We start from the raw sequence: 20,876 nt of genomic DNA, 5'->3' as shown, positions 1-20,876 counted from the left end.
AGCGCCTCTCTACGATCGGGTGATCTTAATTTCGATTACCTTCGATCCCATGAGAACAACGAAGACGCTCAAAGCCGCGCTCCTTTCCCTTCTTCTCACTTGCGGCATCGTGAGCACGCAGCCGGCGCTCGCGGCCGGTCAGACAGTGCGTGTCGGCATCATGTCCGGCGAGGACGAGGACGTCTGGCGCGCGGTCGCAGCCAATGCGGCGAAGCACGGCATCACCGTCAAGGTCACGACATTCTCCGACTACACGCAACCGAACGAAGCGCTCGCGCAGCACGATCTCGACGCCAATTCGTTTCAGCACAAGCCTTATCTCGATGCGCAGATCGCAGCGCGCCACTATGACATCGTGCCAGTAGGCTTCACGTACGTGCAGCCGATCGGACTCTACTCGCGCAAGGTGAAATCGGTCGCCGCGCTGCCGCAGAATGCGACGATCGGCGTGCCGAACGATCCGAGCAACGAAGGCCGCGCGCTGCTGCTGTTGCAGGCGAACGGGCTCATCAAGCTGCGCGCCGACGTCGGCCTGCTGCCAACGGCTCGCGACATCGCGGACAATCCGAAGCACATCCAGATCAAGGAACTCGACGCGGGCATCGTCGGCCGCGCGATCGGCGATCTGGACGCGGCCGTGGTCAATACCGACTGGGCGATCAAGGCCGGCATCCAGATTCCGCAGGAACGCATCGCGCAAGAGAAGGTGCCCGGCAACCCGTATCGCAACTTCATCGCGGTCAACACGAAAGATGCGAGAGCGCCCTGGGTGAAGACGCTCGTCGACAGCTATCAGCAGGCCAACGTCGCTTCGACGATCCTGACCGTCTATCACGGCGCGACGCTGCCCGCATGGGAGGGCGCGCCGCAGCATTGACTCCACGCGGCGCAAGTAGCGCCGTGCACTCACTGAAAGTTGCGAGGCGCGCATCGGGTCGCGCGCCCCGCAACATCGTGCCCGCTCCTGAAGACTCGCCCTCTCCTTTCCTCCCATTCCTCTGCCATGTCCATCATCAACACGTCCCGCGATCGACGCGCGTTCCTGAAACTTTCGCTCGGTGCGGTTGCGGCAGCGGCCTCGACTGCCGTCGTACCCGTTTCGTCGGCCCAGGCGGCAACGCCGCGCACGCTGCGCATCGGCAATCAGAAGGGCTATCTGAATCTGCTGAAGGGTCGCGGCACGCTCGAAAAGCGGCTGGCTCCCCTCAACGTATCGGTGAGCTGGACGGAGTTCGCGGCGGGCCCCGTGCAACTGGAAGCGCTGAATGTCGGCTCGATCGATTTCGGCGACGTAGGCGAGGCGCCGCCGATCTTCGCGCAGGCAGCGGGCGCGCCCCTCGCGTATGTCGCGGCGACGGTCACGCGGCCGCAGTCGGAAGCGGTGCTCGTGCCGCCGCAATCGCCGATCCGCTCGGTGACGGACCTGAAGGGAAAAAGAATTGCGCTCAACAAGGGCAGCAACGTCCACTACTTTCTGGTGAAACTGCTGCGTCAGCATGGCCTGCAATACAGCGACGTCAACCTGGTCTTTCTCGCGCCCGCCGATGCACGAGCCGCATTCGAGCGGGCCTCCATCGACGCGTGGGTCATCTGGGACCCGTTCTTCGCGGCAGCGGAGAAATCGCTGGGCGCGCGCGTGATCGCCGATGCAAGCGGCGTCGTCGGCAATCGCGCGTACTATTTTTCGTCGCAGACGTATGCCGCGAAGAACCCCGACGTGATCCGGATTCTGATCGACGAACTCGACAAGGTCGATCAGTGGGGCAAGCAAAACAAGGATCAACTGGCGAGCGAACTGGCGCAGCTATGGGGCCTGCCGAAGCCCGTCGTCGATGCGGCCGTGGGCCGCCAGCAGTTCGGCACGCAGCCGATTACCCGTGCGATTCTCGGCGAGCAGCAACAGATCGCGGATACGTTCCTCGATCTCGGCCTGATTCCGAAACACGTCGATGTGCTGAAAGCGGCGCCGCCGAATCTCGCGTAGCGCGCGCCACGATCGCGTCACACGCGACCTACACCGAACTGGCCCGCCGCTCTCCCCCAGCCGGAAGCGCGCGTTGCGCGGCGAGCCCAGGCGAAGCAAACATATCGACCAGTTGATCGCGCAACCAGCGATGCGCGGGCACAGTCTCGTTGCGCTGATGCCAGAACAGGCTGATCACGCGATCGGGTGCCTCGAGCGGCGCGCGCACGCTCACGAGTTCTCCATCTCCACTGCGTTCGCACAGATCGCGCGGCAACACGGCGATCAGGTCGCTTGCGCGAATGATCTCGCACGCGACCGTGTAATGGTTGACCGTCGCGACGAGGTTGCGCTTCAGTCCGCGCGACGCAAGAAAGCTGTCGAATGACGGTTGCGTTTGCCCCGCGAGACTGATGTCGACATGGCTCGCATTCAGAAAGCGCCGCATGTTCAGCCGGCCCGGCGCCGCAAGCGGATGACCGCGTCGCATCAGGCACGCGTAGTCCACCGTCCAGAGCGAGCGCGAGCGGATGTGCGCGGGCGGCAGCGTCTCGTTCACATAGACGCCGATCACGCAGTCCACACGATTGCCTTCGAGCAGCGCCGGCGCATCGAGCAGAATGTTCGGCACGGTGTGCCATTGCAGGCTCGGCGCGCTTTCGCTGAACCGCTCGATCAGGCGCGGCATCACGATACCCGCGACGTAATCCGACATCGACAGGCTGAAGCTGACCCGCGCGTTGCGCGGCGAGAACGTCTCCTCATCGAGCGCGGCGCGAATGCGGCTCAGCGAATCGCCGACAGGCCCCCACAGCGCCATCGCGCGTTGCGTCGGCGTGACGCCCGTGCCGTTGCGCACGAAGAGCGGATCGTCGAATGCCTCGCGCAGGCGGCTCAACGCATTGCTGACGGCGGGCTGCGTGAGCGACAGCTTGGTGGCGGCCCGCGTCACGGCGCCTTCCGTCATCAAGGCTTCGAATACCTTCAGCAGGTTCAGATCGAGCGACCGAAAGCTCATTGCCGTCCATTCACGAGGTCAATGTACAAGATCAAGAATATAAATATTTATGACGTTCGACAAGCCATAGAATCGGCCTCAACCAAAGGGGCCGTACGCACGCGAACCTTGCGCGGGCTCACTCCGTCAGGCCGAGCGACTATCGCGACTACAGGAGCACATCCGTGTCGAACGTCACCGTGTCAAATGTTTCTGCACGCATCGAGCGCCTTCCGTTTGGACGCTTTCACGGACACCTGCTGCTGATGGGCGGCCTCGGCTATGCGTTCGACGCGATGGATGCCGCCGCCGTCGCCTTCGTGCTGCCCGTGCTGCGCCACGACTGGAGCCTGTCCAGCGTGCAGACGGGCGTGCTCGGCAGCGGCAACTTCATCGGCTTCTTTTTTGGCGCGCTGCTCGCAGGCACGCTCGGCGACCTGATCGGCCGACGCAAGGTCATGATGTCGGCGCTGCTGATCTACTGCGTCGCTTCCGTCGTCAGCGCGATGACCGATTCGTGGCCGACGTTTCTCGCCGCGCGGATCGTGGCCGGCATGGGAACAGGTGCCGAGAGCGCGATCATCGCGCCCTACCTCGCCGAATTCGTCGCGAAGCGGTATCGGGGCATCTTCACGGGTGCGCTGGCCGGGTTCTTTTCATTCGGCTTCGTGGCCGCCGCATTGCTCGGCTACTTTATCGTGCCGGCGTTCGATGCGGGCTGGCGCGTCGTGCTGCTCATCACCGCCGTGCCGATCCTGATGCTGCTCTGGTGGCGCCGCGCGCTGCCCGAGTCGCCTCGCTGGCTCGAAAGCCGCGGGCGGACGGATGAAGCGGTGCGTGTGCTCGATCACATCGAAGCCGGTTTCGCCGCGCGCGGCATCGATTTGCCGGAGCCAGAGCCAGAGGGTCCGCGCGGCGAGCCTTCGATGTCGACGGGCACGCTGTCCGCGAATTTCCGCGTGTTGTGGACAGGACGCCAGGCGCGCATCACGACGATGACATGGCTGATGTGGCTGTCGATCACGTTCAGCTACTACGCGTTCTTCACGTGGATTCCCGGCCTGCTCGTCCAGCATGGGATGAGCATCACGCGCAGCTTCGGCTATTCGGTTGCAATGTATGTCGCGCAGGTGCCCGGCTACTTCAGCGCGTCGTGGTTCAACGAGCGCATCGGACGGCAGGCGACGATCGCGTCGTACATGCTGTTCGGCTGCGCGTGCGCATTGGGCATGGCATTCGCCGGCACCAACGGCGAGATCATGGCAGCGGGCATCGGCCTGTCGTTCTTCATGAACGGCACGTATGCGGGCGTCTATGCGTACACGGCTGAAGTGTTTCCGACGGCCGTGCGCACGACGGGCGCGGGAACGGCGTCGGCGATCGGCCGGATCGGCGCGATCGTGTCGCCGATACTCGTCGGCTATCTGTATCCGAAGTTCGGATTCGCGGGCGTGTTCGGCGTGACGACGGTCGTCCTGTTGCTCGGCGCGATTTCGGTGGTGATGATGGGCGTGCCGACACGCGGACGCTCGCTCGAAGACATCGCCGCAGGAGAAGCGGTATGAACGACACACGCGAACGCGGATTGCAACCTTTCTTCGCGCTGGCTCATGCGCAGATGCACGCTGATCAGCCGGCGACCCTGTATCGCGCGCTCGACACGGTGCTCGCCGAAACGATCGGGCACACGCTCTTCACGATCTTGCGCTACGACGCCACGACAAACGAATCGGCGCGCGTCTACAGCAATCTGCCGAACGAATATCCGACCGCAGCGAAAAAGCCACTCGCGGGCGGCAGTTGGGTCGATACGGTGCTGACGCGCGGCGACGCGTTCATCGGCAGAACGGCAGAAGATCTGCGTGCCGTGTTTCCCGATCATGAGCTGATCGCGTCGCTCGGTTGCGAAAGCGTGCTGAACGTGCCCGTACGCTGGAAGGGGCGCACGCTCGCGTCGCTGAACCTGTTGCACACGCGCGCCTGGTATCGGGACGATCACGTGCCGTTCGCGCAATCGCTCGCACAGTTCGCGCTGCCTGCGCTGCTCGACGACGTTTGACAACGACGCGTGCGGCGGCAGCGGATCGAATCATCGACGCAACGTATTGAAGCAACGCATCGACGGAACCCACTGACGGAACCCATTGACGCAATCCAAAGGGGAAACGAATGGAAAGCATCCTGTTCGCGAACGCAAACGTGCTCGATGTCGAGCGCGGCGAACTGCGCGAAGCGCATCACGTGCTGGTCGAGAACGGCCTTATCAAGGAAGTGTCCGACAGGCCTTTGAAAAGCGCGTCCGCGCGCGAGATCGACCTGAGAGGCAAGACGCTGATGCCGGGATTGATCGATCTGCATGTACATGTGGTGGCGGTACAGCTGAACCTCGCGCAGCAGGTGCACATGCCAAATGTGCTCGTCACGCTGCGCTCGGTGCCCATCATGCGCTCGATGTTGCGGCGCGGATTCACGACCGTGCGCGACGCGGGCGGCGCAGGGTATCCGCACAAGCAGGCCGTGGAAAGCGGGCTGGCCGTCGGTCCGCGTCTCTTCGTTGCGGGACGCGCGCTCAGCCAGACGGGCGGCCACGGCGACATGCGCGCGCGTTCCGATTATCTGGGCGACAGCGCGCCGTGCGGCTGCTGCGTCCGGGTAGGCGCGCTCGCGCGCGTCGCGGATGGCGTCGACGCAGTGCGCCGCGCCGCGCGCGAAGAATTGCAGATGGGCGCGGACCATCTGAAGATCATGGCCTCGGGAGGCGTCGCATCGCCGACAGACCCCGTCGGCGCATTCGGCTACGCGGAAGACGAAGTGCGCGCGATCGTCGACGAAGCGCGCGCGCGTCATACCTATGTGATGGCGCATGCGTACACGGCCGAGGCGATTGCGCGCGTCGTGCGCTGGGGCGTGCGCACGATCGAGCACGGCAATCTGATCGACGCGCCCACGGCGAGACTGATGGCCGAGATGGGTGCCTATGTGGTGCCGACGCTCGTCACCTACGAAGCGCTGGCATCCGAGGGCGCGCAATATGGTCTCGAAGAAGAGAGCGTCGCGAAGATCGCAGACGTGCGCGAGGCGGGATTGCGTTCGCTCGAAATCTATCGCGATGCGGGCGTGAAAATGGGCTTCGGCTCGGACCTGCTGGGACCGTCGCAACGCCTGCAAAGCGACGAGTTCCGCATTCGCGCCGAAGTGCTCGGCAATGCCGCGACGCTCGCCTGCGCGACGACGACGGCTGCCGAAGTGCTCGGCTTGCCGGAGAAGCTCGGACGCATCGCGCCTGATGCATGGGCGGACCTGATCGTCGTGGATGGCGATCCGCTGCGCGACATCTCGTGTCTGCTCGGGCAAGGCGAACGCATACCGCTCGTGATGAAAGGCGGAACGATCGCGTTCGGAGAGGTGTGAGCGCGATCTGGTTATATGTCGCGCTTCTCGACGACGATGCTATGCCGTCCGCGAGAGCCATTGAACATCGACGAGCCGATCCGCGTTCGATAGGGCGCATGCGCCACCGCGCAACTGTCGACCGACAACGGATCGTGAGTGCCGTTGCGCGCAACGCGCCACCGGCAATATGACTGAACGATGACGCGACGAAGGCACCCGTTCACGTGTGAAGCGCCAACGGTGATCGCGTCCCTCTCCTCGTGAACCGGCGCGCGGGAACGATCCCTGCTCGCATAAACGCTGCATCTCTAGCTGCCGGATTTCGAGGCTTCCTGCTCACAGAAACGACGTCCGGCATCCGCTGGCCGCGCGCCTGTTCCCTCAGGAGGTCCAATGCTTGCTCACTTCGCGCCGTCATCCGGCGTGCTTGTCGCGATGCTCGCCGTTTGCTTCGTGCTGGTGCTCGCGTTCGAAACGACGAACGGCTTTCATGACTCGTCGAACGCGGTCGCGACCGTCATCTACACGCAATCGCTCGGGCCCGCGCGCGCGGTGGTCTGGTCCGGCATCATGAATTTCATCGGCGTGCTTGCGGGCGGAATCGCCGTCGCCTATGCGCTCGTACGCATTTTGCCGCCTGAAGTGCTGACGCCGCCCGACGGCTCGCCCGCTGTTCCGATGTTGATTGCCGTGTTCGCATCGGCGCTTTTCTGGAACGTGCTCACGTGGGCATTCGGAATCCCGAACAGCAGCTCGCATTGCCTGATCGGCGCGCTCATCGGTGTCGCGGCGTCGGACGCGATACTGGCATCGAATAATCTGGCCGCCGGCGTTGACTGGAAGCAGATCATCAGCGTGCTTCGTGCGCTTGCTGTGTCGCCTTTGCTCGGCTTCTTTGTCGCTGGCGCGCTCTATGGCGTTCTCCGTCTCGTGGTACCGCGAGGCGACCTGTTCGAGCCGCCGAAGCCCGGGCAGCCGCCAGTATGGTGGCTCCGCGGCTTGTTGATCCTGTCATGCACGCTCGTCAGTTTTTCGCACGGCACGAACGATGGACAGAAGAGCGTCGGGCTCATCATGCTGACGATCATCGGCCTGCTGCCCGCCACCTATGCGGTGGATCTTCACGCGCGCGCCGAGCTGGCACAACTCGACGCGCACGCATCGGCTGCCATTCCGCTGATCGAGAAGTACGGCGACGAACGAAAGGACCGTGCGTTGCAGGCCGCCCGGCAACTGCAACGGGGCATGACGCAGTCGCTCGTCGACACCGCCGTCTTCGATACGGGCACCCGTTCCTCTGATCGCGAGCAACGGGTCTTGCGGTCGCGTCTGCGGTCCGAAATATTCGACGTCACGTGGCAGATGAATCGCATCAGCCAGAACAGCCGCGCGACGCCGGACGAACGCAAGCAGGCCGGCACGCTGATCCGTCAGATCAACCGCCCCGTCGAGTACGCGCCTTACTGGGTTCGCCTGTTGAGCGCGTTGTGCCTCGGTCTCGGCACGATGGTTGGCTATCGGCGCGTGGTTCGCACGCTCGGCGAACGTCTGGGCAGGCAACGCATGACACCGGGACAGGGCGCGAGCGCCGAACTGGTCGGCTCGGCGCTGATCAGCACTGCCGGTTTTACTGGGCTTCCCGTGAGTACGACGCATATCGTGACTTCCGGCATCACGGGCACGATGGCGGCGGGCGGACAAGGCGTGCAAACGGGCGTGCTCGTGCGCATCGCGCTGACGTGGCTCATCACGCTGCCTGTCACGATGATCGGGGCAGGCGCGATCTTTTATCTGTTGGCCAATCCAAAGCTCTAGTGCGCGCGTTGCCTGTTATCGCGTGCTTTATCGGTTCATTCCCGGCAAATTCAGCGACGCGTGCCGCGAGGAATTCGCGTCCCTTCAGGCGCAGCAGTTCTGAAACCCGCGCGCGCCGTTCGACACAGCTTCCCCTATGACGGGCAAGCACGTCGACGCGATCGCCAGTCGTGCCGATCGTTGCACGAGAGAAGAGTTGCGCTACTAGTTTCCGTCACCCGCGCGTAACGAAAGGTCCAACCGACTGCGCCGCGCAATCCAAGGTCCGGATTCAGTCCGTCGAATATATGCTCGCAACTGTGGAATTCCCACGCGATGACCGATCACAGCTCCAGCACCAGATCGGAGGTAGGACGGCTGCAACACAACAGCCGGAAGCCCTTCTGGACTTCTCTGTCGCGAATGCCGCCGTTGTGTTTCATATCCACTGTGCCTTCAAGTACTTTGGTCTTGCACGTGCCACATACGCCCTGACTGCACGACGATGCAATCGCAACGCCCGCTTTTTTCGCGGCCGCAAGTACGGTTTCGGATGCGTTGATCGTGAACGTCTTCGACGAGCCGGAAAGCTTAACGGTGAATGTTTGCTGAGCCGCTTCGCTATTCTGCGATGCGGGTTCTCCGGCGACGCCCGCTGAAATATCGAAGCTTTCCTGGTGATATCGAGCCGGGTCATGTCCCCCTTCGCGAAGCAAGTCCCTGACTGCCGACATGTAGCCGGCGGGACCACACGTGAATACCTCGCGGTCCGCGTAATCGGGCAGCCACTCCGACAGCAGCGTGAGACTTAGCCTGCCTGTCGCGCCCGCCCAATCGCTTTCATCGCCGACGCCTTCACATATGAAGAACAGCTTCAGTCGCGGCGACAGTTGCGCCAGCCTTTGCAGTTCGTCGCGAAAGACGATATCGGCAGGCGTCCTCGCGCTGTGCACGAACGCGATGTCCCGATCGAGACCGAGATCGATGCTCGCCCGGGTCATCGACATCAACGGTGTCACTCCCGAACCCGCTGACAGATAGAGCGACTTGGGCGCGGAAGAAGCTGTGGACGTGAAGGTTCCTGACGGACCGTATGCTCGCAACTGGCTTCGGGGCTTCATGCTGTCGTGAAGCCAGTTCGACATGACGCCGCCAGAAACGCGCTTGACGGTAATGGACACCAGGTACGGACGCGTCGGCGGCGAAGAAATCGTGTAGCAGCGCTCGACCGGTTGGCCCTGCACATTCGCCAACACCGTCATGAACTGGCCCGGCTCGAAGCGCACAGGCAAGCCATCCTCCGTGCGAAACTCAAAGCTCTTGACGTCGTGAGTTTCGTCGATGACACGGCAACACGTCAGCGTCTGCTGTTCGCTACTCGGCCATTGCCGGGCGCCATTCTCCCAGGTCGCGGCGTTGGTGAGCCGATCGGCAGCTGTCGGCGCGCGGTCGAACATTCTTTCTACGCAATTCATGGCGGTCATGCTGCTCAGATTCCGTGTGCATTCAATCGCGCGGCGTACCAGCGCGAAAACTGATCGACGTACGCTTCCGTGAACGGCGAGAATACGCCCGGTGCATAGGCGGGATCTTGCGTACCTTCGTGCGTGATTTCGACGAGATGCTTGTCTTGCGTGTTGGTCGCAACCCACACTTCGGTCAGATCCTTGACGTTGTAATCGACGCCTTCGACAGCGTCGGCGTGAACGAGCCACTTGGAACGCACCAGCGTCTTGTCCGGTCCGAGCGGGACGATGTAGCTGATGACCGCGTGGTCGCTCATGACGTGCGTCCACGAATTGTGTGTCCAGAGGTGCTGGTCGCCGAGGTCACGTCGCGTGATATTGCCAAACAGCTTTGTGCTTGCGACCCTGGTGCTGATGGTCTGCGACTCACCCTCGCCGGCGATGACCAGTTGCTGCGTGCGGAACTGTGTGACCGCATCTTCGTCGAGCCACTCGACCGTTTCGCCAATGAACCCATCGCGCTCCCAGCTAGCCTGGCACGTTGCGTTGCGCGCCTTGTAGTCTTCGAGCGCGCGAAGCGATTCTTCGCTGAGGTTCTCCGGACAGAATCCGAAGTCTTCCGGCAGAAATGATGCCGTCAGTTCCGGGTGAGTGCCCTGGCAGTGGTAGCACTCGCGGTTGTTCTCAATGACTAGCTTCCAGTTGCCGTTCTCAATCATTTCCTGCTCGAAGGCAATCTTCGTGTTTTGCAGATCGTACGGCGCGAAACGCGGCGTCATCGTCTCTTCGAGCTTTGAAATGTCCGCAGGCGCGTTCTCGTCGAGACACACGAAGATGTGCGTGCCGATGATCTTCGTGTGCACGGGAATCAGACTGCGGCACGTCGGATCGAAATCCTTTCCCATGTGCGTCGTGTGACGCAAGCTTCCGTCAAGGTCGTAAGTCCACTGGTGATACGGGCAAACCAGCATGCCCACGGTCGACTTGCCAACTTCCTTGAGACGCGCGCCGCGATGGCGACACACGTTTCGATAGGTCCGGATGTTCTCGTCGTCGTCACGGACGATGATGATCGAAGCCCTGCCGATGTCCACGGTCGAAACATCGCCCGGTTCGGGAACATCCGCCGTGACCCCGACCAGAATCCAGTGCTTGTGGAAGAACACGTCGACGTCCGTTTCGAAAACGTCCTGGCGGCCAAACAGCTCGCCAGACATGCCGTGGCCAGGCTGACGGCTTCGAATGAGTTCGCCATGAGTTTTGGGTTGCACTTCAGACATCGTCGTTCTCCAATGTTCAGGGGTCCGGGGAGTTCGATTGTTCCCGCTATGACCCGAGTATTGGATTGACGAAAAAGAGCGTCAATGTGCTTTATTTTCGCTCTGGCATTACCTTGGATTATGCGAGAGCCAGACGAGAGCCAGACCGTTTCCGACGGGCGCCGTCAGGCATTGCAAAGCGCTTCAGGTCTCGATGGAATCCTGCCGAAGCCCGTCGATGAGACCGTCGATTGCAGGTGTGATCGTGCGTCCGTGCGGCACGACGACATAATACGAATCGCTCGTCTTGAACGAGGCGACCGGCAGCCGCACGAGTTCGCCTGTCTCGATCAGATCGTGGACCAGCCTTCCCCAGCCAAGGGCAATGCCCTGGCCGTAACGCGCGGCCTCGATGGCGTCCGTATAAAGGCTGCAGCGCAGCGCAAAGTTCAATCGCACCGGCCTGAAGCCCACGGCCTGAAACCACTCTTCCCACTTCATCCAGCCTTCCGAGGTCGCATCGGACTCGATGAGCGCGGCGTTTGCGACGTCCTGCGGCAATTCCGGCGTGCCTCGCGACTTCACATACTCCGGCGAACAGACGGGAAAAACTTCCTCGTCGAAAAGCAGGGTTGCGGAACCATCGCTCCATTGTCCGTTTCCGTATCGAACGGCGACATCGATCTCCTTGGGCCTGAGATCGGCGGTGAACATCTGCGTCGAGATGCGAAGCTGAAGATCCGGCTGGGCCTTCTTTAGCGATGCCAGCCGCGGCAAAAGACGAAAGTGCGAGAACGCGGACGTTGCTGCAAGCACCAGTTCCTGCTGGACCGGCCCGCTTGATAACCGGTCGAACACCCCGGCAATTCTTTGCATCGACTCGGCGACGACCCGATACAAAGTCTCTCCTTCATCCGTGAGTTCGATTGATCGATGCAGGCGATTGAAAAGCCGGGTTCCAAGCGTTTCCTCCAGAAACTTGATCTGTCGACTGACTGCCGCCTGAGTCACGCCGAGTTCATCGGCGGCCAGCGTGAAACTGCTATGACGTGCGACTGCCTCGAATTCGACGAGGGCCGTCACCGAAGGAATGAGCCGCCGATATCCTTTGGTGCGCGCAATGACCGGTTTCATTTGACCCTGGCTCACACGGGTTACGAATGAGACACTAATGTCGACGCTGTGTGAGCCACGACCAGCACGGTACAGCCCTCTTTCGACGATGTGCTATGCCGCGAGCCGGCAGGGTACGACACTGTGTGACCGGGCAGGAAATCCGTGCCGTCGTCGTCAGTGAATACGCCATCGAGGATCAGGATCAGCTCCGTCGAATCATGCCGATGCTCCAATGAACGCGCGCCGGGTTGCAAACGCATCCAGTAGCTACTCCAGGCCCCGTTCTCGTCGTCGGCGACGGGAATCCAGAAAAAACCCGGAAGCACCGTTTCACCGATTTTCATTGGCCGCCAGTCGCGCTCATCGATTGAATACCACCGACGACCACCTTTGACGTGCAAGCCAAAGAAAACCATTTCATCGCGCATCTGCTCGGTTGTCATTTTCTTCGATGTCCAGTTTATGAACACAAGGGGGAAGTCCTGCTTGTCGTGGCTCCGTGCCTTATGCATCCGCCAACGCTTGCGATTGGCGCTGCGGTCGCGCGACGCGATAGGCGTTCGGTGATTCGCCGAATTCCTTTCTGAACTCGCGGCCGAGATGCGAAGCATCAGAGAAGCCGCATGATGTGGCAATGTCAGCGACTGTACGGTCCGAACTCGTGAGCAGCCATGACGCCATCCGTATCCGGATCTGGCGTGCGTACGCCTGCGGAGATTTTCCCGTCTCCGATGTAAAGAGACGCTCGAGTTGCCGGACCGACATCTCGAGCCGTCGCGCCAATTCCACGAGGCTCAATGGCTGTCCAATATGCTGCTCCATCAACAGGATCGCTCGCCTCACCTTTGGATGTGTGGCGGGTTCGAGTCCTGGCGGGTGCGGCTGCGGAGCATTCCCTTTCTGCGCATCATCGACGAGCATGATACGCAGCGCCTTCTGTACGACTGTCGCCTCGAAGTGGCGCAACAGGATAGCCGCTGCAACGTCGATAGAAGCCCGTCCACCTGAACATGTAATGCGTCGCCGGTCGATCACGAATAGCCGGTCCGCAACGAGATTGCGTTCATCGACGCCCGGAAAGCGTTCTACAAAATCCCAGTAATGGAACCAGCTCACGCACATGCGATAGCCATCCATCACTTCGGCGCGCATCAGCGCAAACACTCCAGTGCAAATGCCGACCAACGTAGCAGACGTCGCCGCTGCGTCATGAATGAACTGAAGCGTTGCTTCGCTTGCGGACGGCCCCGAGTGCAGCAATCCGCCGACGACCACGACGTAATCGAAGGACCCGGCTTCTTCGAAAGTTGTCCACGGCGTGACCTGAATTCCGCAGCTTGCCCGCACGGGAACGAGCGATTCGCCAACGATGGTCCATGAACAGCGAACCGGTCTGCTCATGTCCCCTTCATCGCTCGCAAGCCTGAGTACATCCACGAAGCCGGAAAATGCCGTCAGCGTGAAATTGGGCAACAGGACGATTCCAAAGCGGAGTGGCCGCGTAGTACCGGCTTTGGGGCTGACGAGGTCGCTAAACATGGGACTGCCTGTACTTGAACTAACGCTTCAAACGTCACGCTTGAAAAGTCGACCAGGACTCCACCGACGAAGCTGTTCGCGCTTTCGTAACCGACGTCCACAAAGTCTATTTAGTCGTTTCAGTTTCGGCGCTCCGCCATTCGCGCATCATCGCGCTCACTTCCTCTCCGAGCCATTCACGGAACTGAAGATATTCCGGACGAAGCTTTGCGTTCTTATTCGTTATCAAATAATGGTGACGGTCATGGAATTCGAGCACATCTTGCACGGGGCGAATCAGTAGCCCTTGTTCGACCTGACGATGGACAAGATGATGCCAGCCAAGCAAGGTGCCCTCTCCCGCTTCCGCTTGCGATACGAGCAGTCGATAGTCGTTGCTCTCCAGATGCTCGTTTTCGACCATTCTTTCCGTGCCATCGCCTTGCTGAAACCAGTTTCGCCAAACGGACCAGTCGACATGCTCGCAAATCTGCGCGCGCCCCAACAACGAGAGGTTCAACGTCGCGTGCGATAGAAGCTCCAAGGGCTTCACTGACCTGCCGTGAAAATGGCGCTCATAAAAAGACTGGCTGCACACGGGATAGACGACGTCGTGAAAGAGCGGCTCGACTTCGTACTCCGGCTCGCGCGGTGGATTCTTCGTGATGATGATGTCGGGTTCCATGAGCTCGTCGAGTTCCATGAAATGCTCCGTCACCATCACGTGCAATCGAATATCGGGAAAACGCTTGCGGAACGAGGGCAGCCTGAACGACAGCCATAGCGCCGAGAAAGTGTGCGAGACGCAAATTGTCAGCGCATGCCTGTCGGTCCGACGCACCGCCTGGGCTGCCTCGGCGATGTTCATGATCGACAGATAGGACGCGTTGTACAGAATGCGCCCCGCGTCGGTGAGCGCGATGTGCCGACCTGTCCGCTCGAATAGCGCAACTTCCAGCGAATCCTCGAGTTCCTTGATTTGTCGGCTGATTGCGGCCTGCGTGACGCAAAGCACTTCTGCGGCCTGCGTAAAACTCTCGTACCGGGCCGCCGTGACGAAGCATTTCAGCGCCCGTAACGACGGCATTTGAGCGAGTAACCGGTCGGCAAACACCTGTTTCTTTTGCATGGCTTTCACCTGTGAAGCGGAAGCGCGGGTGGTCCAAAGACAACCCGGTCAACGCTGCGCACTGCCCCGTGACAATGCGTAGACTGCGCGCCCGAGCCGAATCGCTCGTGCGTGAAAATAGTGTGCGAGTCTTCGCGCTAACTGACAAGGGCAGATCAGCATCCGCCCTCCTTAATAGTACTCTTCGTGGCCGCCTGTTATGCGGCCCCGCGAACTCGCTTCAGCACGCCATCGAGTGCGTCTTTGTACAGGCCGTATGCACCTCGGCGAGAAAGCTCGGTGTGCATCTGCTCGTTGATGCCGCCCGGTGTCATGCACTGCGTAACCATGACTGAAAACGGTTGTTCTGTGCGTGCTGCGTCATTCGCAAGCCCGACACAATAGCCCGACAAAAAAGCGTGCGCCGCCGAGTAGTCGAGACCTTGTTCCACGAGCCAGGCCGCCTGGGTTTCGAGAACCGCATAGAAGCTCACCATCGTCGCCGTGACGGCGGAGAGCGCGTCAAACTTGCGTTCGTCGTCCACCTCCACCGCTTCGCCCAGCGTCGAAAAGACGGCTTTCGCGACCTCATCGGCGGGGCAGATGGCAGTGCTTCCGTTGCCTTCAGCGACTGCCGGCAGCGGGACTGCGCGTGCGATTCTATTCACCTGTGGGACGAGGCGGCGAAGCTCGTCGAGAGAAATGCCCGCCATGAAACTGATAATGTGGTGACGCGATTCGAATTCGAGTTTGCCCAGAACTTCCGCGGCGATTTGCGGAACGACCGCGAGGCAAACGACATCCGAATTTTCGAGTACCTCCTGGTTACTCACGCAAACGCGGATCCGTTCGTCCAGCGTCGCGAGTTCCGCAGCGGTATTCGGATTGCGGGGCGACAACGAGATCCCGTCGAATGGAACGCCGAATCTGCACATGCCTGTCACGACCGCTTTCGTGATGGTCCCCGTTCCGATGAATCCGAGTCGCATGAAATCTCACTTGAGTTTGAAATGCAGCAGTTTCGAACGAATCCACGACAGCCCGGCCTGGCGGACCGCGCTGTCATTGGCTTTCAACAGTCGGATGAAAGCTAGTCGAGCTTCAGCCAGGTCGTCTTCAGTTCGCAATACTGGTCGTGCGCATAGACGGACTTGTCCCGGCCACCGAAGCCCGATTGCTTGAATCCACCGAATGGCGTCGACAGGTCGCCTTCGCCAAAGCAGTTCACCGTCACTGTACCTGCGCGAATACGGCCAGCAATCTTATGCGCGTTATTGACATTGTCAGTCCACAGCGATGCGGCCAGTCCGTAGCACGTATCGTTGGCAATGCGGACCGCTTCGTCGACGTCAGCGTATTCGATAAAGCAGACGACCGGGCCAAAGACCTCTTCGCGAGCGATGCTCATCTCCGGCGTGACGTTATCGAAGATGGTCGGCTCGACAAACCAACCGCCCGTTTCAGTGCGCGTTGCCTTGCCGCCGCACACGACGCGTGCTCCTTCCGACTTTGCTTTCTCGACCTGAGCGAGCACTTTTTCATAGTGCTTCTCTTCGATCAGAGAACCGAGCTTGACGTCAGGATCGAGCGGATCGCCTGTCTTCCATCCTTCGAGAACTGCCAGTACCTTTTCGAGCAACTGTGCCTTCGCGGTCGAATGAACCAGAATGCGGGAGCCTGCGCTACAGTTCTCGCCCATATTCCAGAACGCCGCGGCGACTGCCTGCTCAGCGACAGCGTCGAGATTCGCGACGTCGGGCAGCACGACTTGCGGGTTCTTTCCGCCGCATTCCAGCACGACCCGCTTCAGGTTCGTGTCCGCGGAATAGCGAAGGAATCGCTTTCCCGTTTCTGTGGAGCCGGTAAATGCAACGAGGTCGACGTCTGCATGCCGGCCCAATGCCTGGCCGGCGCTTTCGCCAAAGCCCGTCACGACGCTTAAGACGCCTGCAGGCACGCCAGCTTCTGCTGCCAGATCGGCGATACGCAGTGTGGAAAGCGACGTCTGCTCGGCGGGTTTCACGATGACGCTATTGCCGACGGAAAGCGCCGGGCCGATTTTCCATGCAAGCATGAGCGCCGGAAAGTTCCAGGGAAGCACGGCGCCCACGACTCCAATCGGTTCGCGGGTAATCATGCTGACGACGCTCGCGCCCGACGGCGACAACGCGTCGTAGCGCTTGTCGGTGACTTCTGCGTGCCAACGAATACATGCCGCCGATTCGGGAATGTCCAATCCCATGCACTCGCTAATGGGTTTGCCCGCCTCGAGTGCTTCGAGAAGCGCCAGTTCTTCGGCGTGTTCGTCGATCAGTTGTGCGAGACGCAATAGCACTGCTTTTCGCTGAGCCGGTGCCGCCTTTGACCACACACCGGACTCGAACGCATTTCTCGCTGCGACGACTGCGCGGTCGACATCTTTCGTATCGCACTTTGCGATATCGGCCAGTACCTTTCCCGTCGACGGATTCAGGGTCTGGAACGTCTCGTTCGATGCGGCTGAACACCGTTGCCCGGCGATAAACGCTCGTCCGTCGAGCGACAAGGCTTCTGCTTTCTGCTTCCATTCCTGATAGGTCGTCATGTCCTGTCCTCACAGACTTAAAGCTCGGCTCCCGCCGAAAATTCCTTCATCCAGATAGCCGCAGTGACAGCGACGTCGGCAATGGGACGAACCGGCAGCGAGCGCGGATGCGGCTGATTCAATAGCTGACGAACGAGGTCGCTGTCGTGACCGAGTGCACATTCGGCAATGAGCTTCCCCGACGCAGATCCTCTGCTCAGTCCCAGACCATTGCATCCGACGGATTCGAAAACACCATCGCTGCGGCGTCCGAAAAGCGCCCCGTTGTTGACTGACAGACACAGAGGGCCACCCCAGGTGTACTCGAGCTCGACGTCTTTCAGCATCGGAAAACGGCGATCAAACGAGCGTCGATGCAGGCTCTTCGCCTTGGCCAGATCGGCTTGCGACACTTCGAGACTGGGGCGAAACGCGAAGTGATTTCGAACGCAGATGCGGTCGGTACTCAGACGCCGTATCGTCGAACCCATCGGATCGGCGGGAATCAATGCCCACGATCGCGTGCCGCCCAGCCGGCGCACTTCGTCCGGCGTCATCACACGGGTCATCGATGCAAATGTGTACACGGGCAACAGGCCGTTCGGATGTCCACCGAAAGTCGCCGCGTAGGCATTCGTGCAGCGAATCACGCGCTTCGCCATGATCTTTCCGGCGGCAAAGGTCAACACCTTGTTTGCCCCCTGGTCCTCTATTGCCTTTACTGCGCTCATTTCGAAAACCTTTACGTTTTCCGGCAGCGTCGCAGCTAGACCACGCATGAGCGCCGCCGGCTGGACCGTGCTGCATCCTGGCGTGAAGAGCGCGCCCTCATAGAACCGCGTGCCAGTGACTTTCGCGATTGCGGCTTCGTCGAGCCATTCAAAGTCTTCGTCGATACGAGCGAGTCCTTCGGCGAAATGGGCCAGCGCCGCGTGGCCTTTCTTGTTCACGGAAGCATGAAACTTGCCGTCATCCCGCCAGTCGCAGTCGATGCCGTATTGCTTCACCACTGAACGCACATAGTCGATGCCGTGACGTTGCAGCCGGATATCGGCCTTATCCGCTTCCACGCTTCGCGAGTAGCTTTCACTGCTGATGTCGTGCGGCAAGTCGATAAAGAATCCGGAATTCCGACCGGCTGTCGTGCGCCCTATACGATCCGCCTCGACGAGTGCAATCGAGGCATCAGGCGCGAGTTCAGCCAGCCGCCGGGCAGCGCATAGCCCCGTAATGCCGCCGCCGACAACGACCCAGTCAAATCGCCGTTCCGACGACACAGTATCGGCGGGACGCGGCGCGGGCAGACTCTCCCACCACCCGTTCACGCCATCCGGCGCGGGAAAACGCACGAATTCCAGATTCGAGATCATGAAAGTTACTGCGCGTTGCGCAACATAGGTTGAACCAGCGTTGCAAACACGCTGCGCTCTTCTTCCGTGAGCGTGCCGAGCGGCGCCCGTGCAACACCGACGGGCATACCCGCGAGTTCACATCCGTATCGAACGTATTGAATGAATTTGCCACTGCGCTCCAGCAGTTCGAGTACAGGCAGCAGTTGCGCCATCAGCTCGCGGCCGGTCTCGAAGTCGTTCCGCTTCACGCATGCATCGAAGAGTGCGGTGTGAGCTTCCGGCAAGAAGTTCGAAGCACCGCCGACCCAGCTCTTTGCGCCCCACACGAAAAACTCGAGCGCCTGGTCGTCCATTCCGCAGCTCAGCACCAGCCTGTCGCGGAAGTGCGTCGCGAGATGATGCAGATGCGAGATGTCGCCGGTACTCTCTTTCATTGCGACGAAGTTCGGCCGTTCGAGCAGTTTTTCCAATACCGTATCGCCGATTTCCGTCCCCGTTCGGGCAGGAAAGTTGTAAAGCATGATCGGCATGTCGAGACTGTCGTCCACTTTCAGCATGTGGCCCAACAGTTCTTCTTGCGTCGGCTGCGCGTAGTACGGAGCAGCGAGCAGCAATGCAGACAGTCCGGCGCGCTTCGCCTCTTGTCCAAGGCGAATGACTTCGCTCGTCGTGGTCGCATTGATGCCCGCAGTGAGATACGTCTTGCCGCCTGCTGCTTCTGCAACGGTGTTGAACGTGCGGACACGCTCGTCGAAACTCAACGCATAGTATTCGCCCGTGGTGCCGCCGATACCAAGGCCCGCTACTCGACTCGCGAGATTGGCCGCGTGCTTGCCGAGCAGATCATGGTTAATCTCGCCATCTGCGTTGAATGGCGTAACCAGAGGCGTATGTACTCCCTCGAAGCTCATCGTCGTTCTCTCTTCAGTAAAGGTCGCTGCGCGTCCTCGCCGGTTAGACGAGGGCATCCGCATGTGAATAGATCGGGAACTGGTTGCAGAGGTCACGCACGCGGCTACGCACCGCACGCTCGACGCGTTCGTCGCCGGCGGGCTCTCGTTCGAGTGCCGACAGGACCTCGAGAATCATCTGTCCAACCTGCTCGAACTGCTCGGTTCCGAAGCCTCGCGTCGTGCCCGCAGGTGTGCCGAGACGGATTCCCGAAGTGACGGTCGGGTTTTCCGTGTCGAATGGAATACCGTTCTTATTGCAGGTGATACCCGCGCGCTCCAGCGCCTTTTCAGCCTGCGTACCCGTTAGGTGCTTCGAGCGCAAATCGACCAGCAGCAAGTGGTTATCCGTTCCGCCCGTCACCAGACTGAGGCCGCCCGATTGCAGGACGTTGCCGAGCGCCTGCGCGTTGCGCAGCACGCGGTCGATATATGCGGTGAACTCAGGACGAAGCGCCTCGCCGAATGCAACTGCCTTGCCTGCGATGACGTGCATCAGCGGACCGCCCTGCAACCCCGGGAATACGGCGGAGTTCATCTTCCTGGCAATATCGCCGTTATTGGTGAGGATGAATCCGCCTCGCGGTCCGCGAAGCGTCTTATGGGTAGTGGACGTGACCACGTCGGCGAATGGCACAGGGTTTTCGTGTCTGCCTGCCGCGACAATGCCCGCGATATGTGCCATGTCGACCATCAACATCGCGCCGACGCTATCCGCAATATCGCGGAAAGCCGCGAAATCCAGAGCACGCGGATAGGCTGAATAACCCGCGATAATGAGCTTGGGACGATGCTCTTCCGCGAGCCGACGTACCTGCTCATAGTCGATGCGGTAAGTATCGGGATTCACGCCGTATTGGACGGCGTTGAACCACTTGCCGGAAAGCGCGGGCCGGGCGCCATGCGTCAGGTGGCCTCCCGCATCCAGGGACATGCCCATCACCGTCTCGCCCGGCTTCGCGAGCGCGAGCATCACAGCGCCGTTCGCCTGCGCGCCCGAGTGAGGCTGCACGTTGGCGTATTCGGCTTCGAACAGCGCTTTGACGCGATCGATGGCGAGCGCTTCGACCCTATCCACGTGTTCACATCCGCCGTAATAGCGCTTCGACGGATATCCCTCGGCGTACTTGTTGGTCAGCACAGTACCCTGCGCTTCCATCACTGCTGCCGAGACGATGTTCTCGGACGCAATCAATTCGATCTGCGTTTGCTGGCGGCGCAACTCCAATGCAATCTCTGATGCGATAACGGGGTCGCGGCTCTGGAGGGTTTCGGCAAAAAAGCGTGAGTTCTCGTTCACGTGGTCACTCCGGATGAAATCGTTTGAAGCATGTCTTGCAAGACCATCTGTTGACGCGATGCAGCGTTCGCCATTACCCGGCGGGTAACGGCGAGTT

18 protein-coding genes are annotated in these 20,876 nt (G+C 60.8%); 6 read left to right on the top strand and 12 right to left on the bottom strand.

The features are described from left to right. Window positions 1-49 precede the first annotated feature (49 nt). Complete coding sequence (locus tag AABE10_RS03810) at window positions 50-877, top strand: MetQ/NlpA family lipoprotein (RefSeq protein WP_342931931.1); 828 nt, start codon at window positions 50-52, stop codon at window positions 875-877. 126 nt (window positions 878-1,003) lie between these two features. Then, window positions 1,004-1,984 (top strand): sulfonate ABC transporter substrate-binding protein, encoded by a 981-nt coding sequence (locus tag AABE10_RS03805; RefSeq protein WP_342931930.1) that lies wholly within the window; start codon window positions 1,004-1,006, stop codon window positions 1,982-1,984. 28 nt (window positions 1,985-2,012) lie between these two features. Here the strand turns inward: AABE10_RS03805 and AABE10_RS03800 are convergent, their stop codons facing one another. Further along, a complete protein-coding gene (locus AABE10_RS03800; RefSeq protein WP_342931929.1) occupies window positions 2,013-2,981 on the bottom strand; it encodes a LysR family transcriptional regulator in 969 nt (322 codons plus the stop codon). Window positions 2,982-3,160: 179 nt separating this feature from the next. Here AABE10_RS03800 and AABE10_RS03795 point away from each other — a divergent pair, with 179 nt between their 5' ends. The 4 genes from AABE10_RS03795 to AABE10_RS03780 all read left to right on the top strand — a co-directional run bounded on the left by AABE10_RS03795 (window position 3,161) and on the right by AABE10_RS03780 (window position 8,168). Further along, a complete protein-coding gene (locus AABE10_RS03795; protein ID WP_342932256.1) occupies window positions 3,161-4,525 on the top strand; it encodes an MFS transporter in 1,365 nt (454 codons plus the stop codon). Then, window positions 4,522-5,019 (top strand): GAF domain-containing protein, encoded by a 498-nt coding sequence (locus tag AABE10_RS03790; RefSeq protein WP_342931928.1) that lies wholly within the window; start codon window positions 4,522-4,524, stop codon window positions 5,017-5,019. The genes AABE10_RS03795 and AABE10_RS03790 overlap by 4 nt, the downstream gene beginning before the upstream one ends. A 110-nt stretch (window positions 5,020-5,129) precedes the next feature. Beyond that, window positions 5,130-6,371 (top strand): metal-dependent hydrolase family protein, encoded by a 1,242-nt coding sequence (locus AABE10_RS03785; RefSeq protein WP_342931927.1) that lies wholly within the window; start codon window positions 5,130-5,132, stop codon window positions 6,369-6,371. A 375-nt stretch (window positions 6,372-6,746) separates the two neighbouring features. Beyond that, window positions 6,747-8,168 carry an inorganic phosphate transporter gene (locus tag AABE10_RS03780; protein ID WP_342931926.1) on the top strand — a complete coding sequence of 474 codons (1,422 nt, stop codon included), beginning with the start codon at window positions 6,747-6,749 and terminating at the stop codon, window positions 8,166-8,168. 323 nt (window positions 8,169-8,491) lie between these two features. Here the strand turns inward: AABE10_RS03780 and AABE10_RS03775 are convergent, their stop codons facing one another. The 11 genes from AABE10_RS03775 to glyA form a co-directional block, all read right to left on the bottom strand. Beyond that, window positions 8,492-9,622, bottom strand: coding sequence for a hybrid-cluster NAD(P)-dependent oxidoreductase (locus tag AABE10_RS03775; RefSeq protein WP_342932255.1), 1,131 nt, complete (start codon window positions 9,620-9,622; stop codon window positions 8,492-8,494). Between the two features lie 14 nt (window positions 9,623-9,636). After that, window positions 9,637-10,893: an aromatic ring-hydroxylating dioxygenase subunit alpha gene (locus AABE10_RS03770; protein ID WP_342931925.1), complete on the bottom strand. Its 1,257-nt coding sequence runs from the start codon at window positions 10,891-10,893 to the stop codon at window positions 9,637-9,639. 183 nt (window positions 10,894-11,076) lie between these two features. Next, window positions 11,077-12,006 (bottom strand): LysR substrate-binding domain-containing protein, encoded by a 930-nt coding sequence (locus AABE10_RS03765; RefSeq protein WP_342931924.1) that lies wholly within the window; start codon window positions 12,004-12,006, stop codon window positions 11,077-11,079. 20 nt (window positions 12,007-12,026) lie between these two features. After that, complete coding sequence (locus tag AABE10_RS03760; protein ID WP_342931923.1) at window positions 12,027-12,431, bottom strand: cupin domain-containing protein; 405 nt, start codon at window positions 12,429-12,431, stop codon at window positions 12,027-12,029. 61 nt (window positions 12,432-12,492) lie between these two features. Beyond that, the gene (locus tag AABE10_RS03755) at window positions 12,493-13,527 is read right to left on the bottom strand and encodes a GlxA family transcriptional regulator (protein WP_342931922.1); all 1,035 of its coding nucleotides are present in this window, start codon (window positions 13,525-13,527) and stop codon (window positions 12,493-12,495) included. Between the two features lie 106 nt (window positions 13,528-13,633). Then, the gene (locus AABE10_RS03750) at window positions 13,634-14,635 is read right to left on the bottom strand and encodes a LysR substrate-binding domain-containing protein (protein WP_342932254.1); all 1,002 of its coding nucleotides are present in this window, start codon (window positions 14,633-14,635) and stop codon (window positions 13,634-13,636) included. Between the two features lie 197 nt (window positions 14,636-14,832). Beyond that, window positions 14,833-15,603, bottom strand: coding sequence for a pyrroline-5-carboxylate reductase (locus AABE10_RS03745; RefSeq protein WP_342931921.1), 771 nt, complete (start codon window positions 15,601-15,603; stop codon window positions 14,833-14,835). A gap of 101 nt (window positions 15,604-15,704) precedes the next feature. Beyond that, entirely contained in the window at window positions 15,705-17,198 is a 1,494-nt protein-coding gene (locus AABE10_RS03740) for an aldehyde dehydrogenase (protein ID WP_342931920.1), read from the bottom strand. A gap of 17 nt (window positions 17,199-17,215) precedes the next feature. Beyond that, window positions 17,216-18,547, bottom strand: coding sequence for an FAD-binding oxidoreductase (locus AABE10_RS03735; protein WP_342931919.1), 1,332 nt, complete (start codon window positions 18,545-18,547; stop codon window positions 17,216-17,218). 5 nt (window positions 18,548-18,552) lie between these two features. After that, entirely contained in the window at window positions 18,553-19,440 is an 888-nt protein-coding gene (locus tag AABE10_RS03730) for a dihydrodipicolinate synthase family protein (RefSeq protein ID WP_342931918.1), read from the bottom strand. Window positions 19,441-19,483: 43 nt separating this feature from the next. Beyond that, window positions 19,484-20,779, bottom strand: a complete 1,296-nt coding sequence (glyA, locus tag AABE10_RS03725) for a serine hydroxymethyltransferase (protein WP_342931917.1) — start codon at window positions 20,777-20,779, stop codon at window positions 19,484-19,486. Window positions 20,780-20,876 lie beyond the last annotated feature (97 nt).

The sequence above is a fragment of the Paraburkholderia diazotrophica genome, from assembly GCF_038900755.1.
Taxonomy (GTDB): Bacteria; Pseudomonadota; Gammaproteobacteria; order Burkholderiales; family Burkholderiaceae; genus Paraburkholderia; species Paraburkholderia diazotrophica_A.
This window is presented reverse-complemented; position numbering and strand designations above follow the sequence as displayed.

Coding starts and splice junctions, on each gene's coding strand:
- AABE10_RS03810 (WP_342931931.1), top strand. CDS start 50: ATGAGAACAACGAAGACGCTCAAAGCCGCGCTCCTTTCCCTTCTTCTC.
- AABE10_RS03805 (WP_342931930.1), top strand. CDS start 1,004: ATGTCCATCATCAACACGTCCCGCGATCGACGCGCGTTCCTGAAACTT.
- AABE10_RS03800 (WP_342931929.1), bottom strand. CDS start 2,981: ATGAGCTTTCGGTCGCTCGATCTGAACCTGCTGAAGGTATTCGAAGCC.
- AABE10_RS03790 (WP_342931928.1), top strand. CDS start 4,522: ATGAACGACACACGCGAACGCGGATTGCAACCTTTCTTCGCGCTGGCT.
- AABE10_RS03785 (WP_342931927.1), top strand. CDS start 5,130: ATGGAAAGCATCCTGTTCGCGAACGCAAACGTGCTCGATGTCGAGCGC.
- AABE10_RS03780 (WP_342931926.1), top strand. CDS start 6,747: ATGCTTGCTCACTTCGCGCCGTCATCCGGCGTGCTTGTCGCGATGCTC.
- AABE10_RS03775 (WP_342932255.1), bottom strand. CDS start 9,622: ATGAATTGCGTAGAAAGAATGTTCGACCGCGCGCCGACAGCTGCCGAT.
- AABE10_RS03770 (WP_342931925.1), bottom strand. CDS start 10,893: ATGTCTGAAGTGCAACCCAAAACTCATGGCGAACTCATTCGAAGCCGT.
- AABE10_RS03765 (WP_342931924.1), bottom strand. CDS start 12,006: ATGAAACCGGTCATTGCGCGCACCAAAGGATATCGGCGGCTCATTCCT.
- AABE10_RS03760 (WP_342931923.1), bottom strand. CDS start 12,431: ATGACAACCGAGCAGATGCGCGATGAAATGGTTTTCTTTGGCTTGCAC.
- AABE10_RS03755 (WP_342931922.1), bottom strand. CDS start 13,527: ATGTTTAGCGACCTCGTCAGCCCCAAAGCCGGTACTACGCGGCCACTC.
- AABE10_RS03750 (WP_342932254.1), bottom strand. CDS start 14,635: ATGCAAAAGAAACAGGTGTTTGCCGACCGGTTACTCGCTCAAATGCCG.
- AABE10_RS03745 (WP_342931921.1), bottom strand. CDS start 15,603: ATGCGACTCGGATTCATCGGAACGGGGACCATCACGAAAGCGGTCGTG.
- AABE10_RS03740 (WP_342931920.1), bottom strand. CDS start 17,198: ATGACGACCTATCAGGAATGGAAGCAGAAAGCAGAAGCCTTGTCGCTC.
- AABE10_RS03735 (WP_342931919.1), bottom strand. CDS start 18,547: ATGATCTCGAATCTGGAATTCGTGCGTTTTCCCGCGCCGGATGGCGTG.
- AABE10_RS03730 (WP_342931918.1), bottom strand. CDS start 19,440: ATGAGCTTCGAGGGAGTACATACGCCTCTGGTTACGCCATTCAACGCA.